At 67.0% G+C, this 6,572-nt stretch carries 6 protein-coding genes and 2 pseudogenes; 4 read left to right on the plus strand and 4 right to left on the minus strand.

The window, feature by feature from the left end; all coding sequences use genetic code 11:
- Positions 1-218, plus strand: a pseudogene (locus JOZ00_RS05715) (LysR family transcriptional regulator); the annotation flags it as partial.
- Here the strand turns inward: JOZ00_RS05715 and JOZ00_RS05720 are convergent.
- Positions 193-1,167, minus strand: coding sequence for an oxygenase MpaB family protein (locus JOZ00_RS05720; RefSeq protein WP_293340950.1), 975 nt, complete (start codon positions 1,165-1,167; stop codon positions 193-195). The pseudogene JOZ00_RS05715 and the gene JOZ00_RS05720 overlap by 26 nt on opposite strands.
- A 127-nt stretch (positions 1,168-1,294) precedes the next feature.
- Between JOZ00_RS05720 and JOZ00_RS05725 the strand changes: the two genes are divergently transcribed.
- From JOZ00_RS05725 to JOZ00_RS05735, 3 genes are all read left to right on the plus strand, one after another.
- Positions 1,295-1,888, plus strand: a complete 594-nt coding sequence (locus JOZ00_RS05725) for a TetR/AcrR family transcriptional regulator (RefSeq protein ID WP_293340953.1) — start codon at positions 1,295-1,297, stop codon at positions 1,886-1,888.
- Positions 1,889-1,922: 34 nt separating this feature from the next.
- On the plus strand, positions 1,923-3,299 hold the full coding sequence (locus JOZ00_RS05730) for an adenylate/guanylate cyclase domain-containing protein (protein ID WP_293340956.1): 1,377 nt from the start codon (positions 1,923-1,925) through the stop codon (positions 3,297-3,299).
- Positions 3,300-3,405: 106 nt separating this feature from the next.
- Positions 3,406-4,143 (plus strand): methyltransferase domain-containing protein, encoded by a 738-nt coding sequence (locus JOZ00_RS05735; protein ID WP_293340959.1) that lies wholly within the window; start codon positions 3,406-3,408, stop codon positions 4,141-4,143.
- Positions 4,144-4,153: 10 nt separating this feature from the next.
- Here JOZ00_RS05735 and JOZ00_RS05740 read toward each other — a convergent pair whose 3' ends face one another.
- The 3 genes and pseudogenes from JOZ00_RS05740 to JOZ00_RS05750 form a co-directional block, all read right to left on the minus strand.
- The gene (locus tag JOZ00_RS05740) at positions 4,154-5,146 is read right to left on the minus strand and encodes an ATP-binding cassette domain-containing protein (protein ID WP_293340962.1); all 993 of its coding nucleotides are present in this window, start codon (positions 5,144-5,146) and stop codon (positions 4,154-4,156) included.
- Positions 5,147-5,149: 3 nt separating this feature from the next.
- On the minus strand, positions 5,150-6,199 hold the full coding sequence (locus tag JOZ00_RS05745) for an ABC transporter permease (RefSeq protein ID WP_293340965.1): 1,050 nt from the start codon (positions 6,197-6,199) through the stop codon (positions 5,150-5,152).
- A gap of 49 nt (positions 6,200-6,248) precedes the next feature.
- A pseudogene (locus JOZ00_RS05750) lies at positions 6,249-6,572 on the minus strand (SDR family NAD(P)-dependent oxidoreductase); the annotation flags it as partial.

A 6,572-nucleotide genomic window follows, 5' to 3' on the forward strand; every position in this document is an offset into this window, starting at 1 on the left:
ATGCCTTCGCCCCGGAGATGCTGGCCGGCACCGACCTGGTGCTGACCTTCCCTGCGCGGCTATCGCCGCGGTTCTCGGACTCGTCGCACATCAGCATCATTCAGGCGCCGCCGGAGCTGCCGGAGCTGCCGTTCTACTCGGTGTGGCACCCACGCCTGGACAACGATCCCAGCCGGGTCTGGCTGCGAGACGTCACCCGAGCCGTCGCGGCGGCATGACCCTTGCGCCCATCGGTTGGTTGTGCAGCCCGCGCGGGTCGACACCGACACGGCGCCAGGCGGCGGCCGCCCATGGCGTGTAGATCAGCCGGACAGGCAGTCGGTTGATCAGCGGGTTCAGCGCGCGGGTGACCGTGGCGAATTGCTGAAACCGCTTCTCCTTCTTGGCATCCCACGGTAGCTGGCAGACCTCGCGCATCTGGGGTGGCATCGTCCCGACCAGTACCAGACGGGTGTAGGCGTTCAGCGGTGCGGACAGCACCTTCCAGATCGGCTTGGGAATCCAGCGTGGGCCCGGAATTCCCTGCCTGATGTAGCCGGTGCCGTACAGGACGGTCTTGTGCGGAACGAACCGGTCGAGCATCTCGTCCCAGTAGGCGACGAACTCGTCGTAGGTCTGCGGCTGGCCGCGGTCGCTGACCCCGTAGAGGGTGTACCAGACCTTGCCCTCGTTGAAGATCTGCTCCTTCTCCGCATGGGAGAGCCGACGGATGAACATGTCGGCGTTGTAGATGACCTGATCGACGAACGAGGCGTGCGCCCAGTAGAACAGTTCCGGATTCAGCGCGTGATATCGCGAACCGTCGCTGATGGTGCCCTTGATCGTCTTGTGGAAGTCGCGCACCTTGCGACCCCACTCGTGCGGATCGTCGGAGTAGACGGTCTTCATCAGCGGCGGCGCCGTGCGCTTGGCCCGGCCCAACGTGTCGCTGAACACCACCGAGTGATCGAGCACGCCCTGCGCCAGCTGCTCGATGCAGTTCTCGACGCCGGCGGTGCGCTGGAACCCGAAGAACTGAGTGCGGTTGTCTCCGTAGAACTTCCACGTCAGCGACTCGGGCCCCAGCCGCGCTTGATCGTCGCGCGCGTCGACGGGCATGGGCAGCGCCTCGCGGACACCCGTGTCGAAGCGTGAACCGGCGGTCGAATCGGCCAGCTGATCCGTCATGCTCCCCTCCTTCGGGCGTATTTCTTGCGAAGCAATGATACAAACTCGTATCTTTGTTTCAGAGCTTAGCAACCGGTCGATCGCGGCGCATCCGCTCCTCCGGTGCCGTCGAGAAGGAGTTGAGGCGATGCGGTCAGAGACGGGCGCGATCGCGACCGAGTCGCTCACCGATGTCGAGCGCGCCATCTTGGACACCGCGCGAACCGTGTTCGAGACGTACGGCGTGCGTCGCGCCAACATCGAAGACGTCGCCGCCCGCGCCGGGGTCAGCCGCAGCACCATCTACCGCCGATTCCCGACCAAGGACGACCTGTTCGCGCACGTGGTGCGGCGCGAGGCCGGCCTCTTCTTCAGCACGCTGGACAAGGCGACGACGGGCTGCGATCCAGAACATGCCGTGATCGAGGCGTTCGCGCTCGGGGTGCGCCTGGTGAAGGATTCGCCGCTGTACTCGCGGATCGCCGACAGCGAACCCGAACTGCTGGGCATGTTCTCCCGTTCGCAGGTGTTTCCGATTCGCCAGTTCGCCGACGGAATCGCCTACACCCTGCGCCGCTGCGGGGCCGACAATTCCGACTCCGACCTGGCCAACATCGGCGACATCCTGCTTCGCGTCGCCCTCGGCATCATCGTGTTTCCCACCGACCGGCTCGACACATCGGACCCGGCTGCCGTCCGCGAGTACGCCGCCCGGTACCTGGTCCCGATTCTCGGTCACTAGGGGTATGTCGGCCCCCTGCACTAGCCTTTAATCCGTGGTGCCGGTTCCGCGGACCCGGTACGCCAGTTGTGGCGAAATCGACATCGCCTATCAGGTCTTCGGCGATGGCCCGATCGACCTGATTGTGCTGCCGGGCCCCTTAATTCCGATCGACTGCGTCGACAGTGAGCCGTCGATGCACCGCTTTCATCGGCGGTTGGCGTCCTTCTGCCGGGTGATCCGATTCGACCAGCGTGGCATCGGCCTGTCCTCGCGGGTGCCGTCGCTGGACATGATGGGGCCGGAATCCTGGGCGAACGATGCGATCGCCGTGATGAACGCGGTTGGGTGCGAGCGGGCAACGGTTTTCGCCCCGGGTTTCACGTCATTGGCCGGACTCGTTCTGGCCGCCGATTTCCCGGACCGGGTGAACAATCTGGTGATCTTCAACGGCGGTGCCAGGACGCTGCGGTCCGCCGACTACCCGATCGGGGCCGATATAGAAGCAACCGATCCCTTCACGACCGTCGGTGTGCAACCGGATGCCGTCGAGCAGGGCTTCGACGTCCTCAGCATTATCGCGCCGTCGGTGGCCAACGACGAAGCGTTCCGCGCCTGGTGGGATCACGCCGGCAATCGTGCCGCGTCGCCCAGCATGGCCCGCGCCTTCATCAAGAAGATTCGCGAGGGCGACGTCCGCGACCGGCTCGAGCGCATCGTCGTGCCGACGCTGATCCTGCATCGCGACAATCCGGACTTCAGCCCCGTCGCGCATGCGCACTACCTCGCCGAGCGCGTCGCCGGGGCACGCCTCGTCGAGCTGCCCGGCGAAGACGCACTCTATTGGGTTGGCGACACCGCGCCCATGCTCGACGAGATCGAAGAGTTCATCACCGGCGTGCGCGGCGTCTCCGACGCCGAGCGTCTACTCACCACGATCGTGTTCACCGACATCGTCAGCTCCACCGAGCATGCCGCCCTGCTCGGCGATCACCGCTGGCGTGACCTGCTGGACAACCACGACACCATCGTGCGCACCGAGCTGCAACGCTTCGCCGGTCGCGAAGTCAACACTGCCGGAGACGGATTCGTCGCGACCTTCAGCAGCCCGAGCGCCGCGATCGCCTGTGCGGACGCGATCGTCGACGCGGTCCGCGTCCTGGGCATCGAGGTGCGGGTTGGCATTCACGCGGGCGAGGTCGAGGTGCGCGGCGCCTCCAAAGAGGACGTGGCGGGCATGGCCGTGCACATCGGCGCGCGGGTGGCCGCCCTCGCCAGTCCCAGCGAGGTCCTGGTCTCCTCCACCCTGCGCGACATCGTCACCGGGTCGCGGCACCGATTCGGCGAACGCGGAGAGGCCGCGCTCAAGGGTGTGCCGGGCATGTGGCGGCTGTATGCCCTGGTGCGTGAGCACGCCGCCGTCCGGCGGTAACGAAGCCCACAATCGCAACGCGTCGAGGCAATCGACGGCCCGGCGTACCCTGCCAAGGGGCTCTCGATTTCCGGTGTACAGCTTGGTGTTTACCAAAGGAGTACGGATGACGGACGTGCACATCTCGCTGCCTCCCGCGCTGCGCCGAGCGCTGGACCTCCTCACCGATCCACCGGCGGAACCCGACGTGAGCAAGGGCTATCTCGATCTACTCGGCGCGGCCGAGCGCGATGACCTGTCGAAGAACACCGGCCCAATCCAGGCGGCGTGGGCGTCACCGATCGGGTCGATGCTCTACGACAACGCCCAGGCGATTTCGCGCCGCCTGCTCAGCGTGTGGGAGTTGCCCATCGAGTGGCTGAACATCCCGTCGGGCGGGACCGCTTTGGACGTCGGCTCGGGACCGGGCAACGTCACCGCGTCGCTGGCGCGCGCCGCGGGCCCGGACGGGCTGGCCCTGGGTGTCGACATCTCCGAGCCGATGCTGGCGCGCGCCGTTCGCAACGAAGCGGGACCGCAGGTCGGTTTCATCAAGGCCGATGCGCAGCGGCTTCCGTTGCGCGACAACACCGTCGACGCGGTGATCTCGACCGCCGTGCTGCAGCTGGTTCCCGAACCGGCGGCCGCTCTCGCCGAGATAGCGCGGGTGCTGCGACCGGGCGGGCGGCTGGCGATCGCCGTCCCGACCGTGGGACGTCTCGCCCAGTTCTGGCGGCTGCTTCCGAACGTCGGAGCGCACGTGTTCGGCGACGACGAAATCGCAGACATCTTGGAAGACAACGGCTTTGCCAGTGTGCGGGTCAAGAGCTTCGGCACGTTCCAGTGGGTGCGGGCCAAGACCTAATCGTGACCGGTCAGTCGTCGACCAGCTCGCGGTGCTCGATCAGCTCGCCCAACCCCGATACACCGAGCCGCTCGCGGAACGCCTGGGCGGTATAGCCGATGACGGTCGCGTCCGTGCGGGCGCGCACCGTCGCCGAACGCGGCATGTGAAACAGCACCCCGATTTCCCCGAAGTAGTCGCCCGGCTTGGCCATCTTGACCAATTCCTCTCCGCCGTCGGCTAATTCGCGCAAGATATCGAGTTCGCCGTGAGAGACCAGATAAATCAGCTCGCCCATCGTGCACTGCTCGAACAACGTCTCGCCGGCCTTCAGGTACACGGTTTCGGGGGGCCGATTCGTCGATGAGATCGCCGGCGTGAGCTCCACGACACGATCGGCCAACGGCAGCATCCGGCTGTCATGGGTGGCGACCACCACCACGCGATCGCCCTGCGCAAGCGAGCGGATCAGCCGCAGCACCTCCTCCACCTGGATGAAGTCGAGGTGCGCGGTCGGCTCGTCGGCGAGGACCAGCATCGGGTCCAGCGCGATCGCGCGAGCGACCGCGACGCGTTGCTGTTGCCCGCCGCTCAGGTCGCCCGGGCGGTGCTTCATTCGCTCTTGGAGATTGACCCTGGCCAGCAATTCCTCGGCGCGCTGCCGTGCGGCCGCACGCGAGTTACCGGCCGCGCGCAGCGGAACCATCACGTTCTCCAGTGCGGTGAGGCTCGGCACCAGGTTGAACGCCTGAAACACGATCCCCACCTCGTCGCGCCGGTAGTGCGCCAGCGCGCCGCCCTCGAGCTTGGTGACGTCGATGCCGTCGAACTCGACCGTCCCGGACTTGGGCCGCAGAATGCCGCCGAGGCAGGACAACAACGTCGTCTTCCCGCAGCCGCTGGGTCCAAGCAGGATCACCAGTGAGCCGGCCGCCACTTCGAGGTTCAAGCCGTTGATCGGGCGGACCGCGTAGCCGCCGCTGGAGTATTCAACGACAAGGTCTTTGATGCTCAGATCGCTCATCGCTCACGGACCTCCGAAGGCCAGCGCCGGGTCGACGGCGACCGCACGCCGGAAGCCGGCGAGGCTGGCCAGCAGACCGATCGCGATCGCGGCAAGCGGCAGCGCCACGTAAGCACCGACAGGGACCACGACGATCATCGGGAACACCGGTGCGAGCAGCACCGCGAACACGACACCCAGCAATGCCGCGAGCAGCGCGACGATGACGGCCTGCAGCGCGAGCCCCGCCAGGATCGACCGGGTCGGCACGCCGATCGCCTTGAACACCGCGAAGTCGCGCAACCGCTCGAGCGCGGAGAGGTACACCACCGAGCCGACGATCAGCACCGCCACAACCGACATCATCGCGGCCACGATCGTGATCGCCCCCACGGCGACGTGCTCCGGGCGCAGCAGGTCGTTGACACCGGCCGCCCGGTCGGCGAGCTGGTAGCCGGCCGGGACCCGCTCGGGGGTGCCCTTGATCGCGATCGACGTGACCGTCGGCTGTCCGTTGTAGGACAAGCGCTGCAATCCCTCGGTGGTCAGGAAGATGTTGGGCGTCTTGGCAAGTGCCGTGGAGTTGGGCACGACGCCGACGATCCGCAGCGTGCGCGCGCCGACCGTCAGGTCCTCACCCACGTGGCGGCCCAGCGTGCTGGACACCGCGACTTCGTCCGGCGTCGACGGTGGGCGGCCCTGCGACACGTGCGGCATACCCGGCCCGCGCTCGGGTGCCCCGAATGCGGTGACGCTTCGCCGCGTCGCGCCTTCGACAACCGTCGTCGCCGCGCAGGCCAGTGGTGCCGCGGCGGTGACGCCCGGGGTGGCGGCCACTTCGCTCAATTCAGCTTCGGCGAATGGTGTGGCACCCAGCAGCGGTCCCGCGGCGCCGGACTTGATCACGAACGCGTCGACGCCCATCGAGTCGACCGCGCGCTGCGCCTCGACCCGAAACCCGTTGCCCAAGCCGATCATGATCAGGTTCATGGCAAAGACCAGCCCGGTGCTGATGATCGCGATCACCAGGCGCCGCCTTCGCCACTGCATGTCCCGCAATGCTGCGAACAGCATGGGTGAGAGGTTACCGACCTGCACGCATTCCGGGACGCGGTTTTTCCGGTTACTTGCGTTTCATGGCCGGGTGGCTGCGGGCCAGCACCGGCAACAGCAACTCAGGTGGTGCGACCCGGAACAACGCCGAAGCGACCCGGTTGACACGACCCGGGACCACGACGGCCTTGCCGGCCGCCAAACCGTCGAATCCGGCCTGCGCCACCTTCTCGACGGGTATCCACATGACCCTGGGCAGGGCGGCCTCGGCTTCTTCCTTGCTGAAACCGGCGGCTTCGCCGAATCCGGTGTCCACCGGCCCGGGGCACAACGCGGTCGCGGTGACCCCGGTGCCGCGCAGCTCACCGCGCAGGCTGTGGGTGTAGGACAACAC

The organism is Mycobacterium sp. (genome assembly GCF_019243155.1).
Taxonomy (GTDB): Bacteria; Actinomycetota; Actinomycetes; order Mycobacteriales; family Mycobacteriaceae; genus Mycobacterium.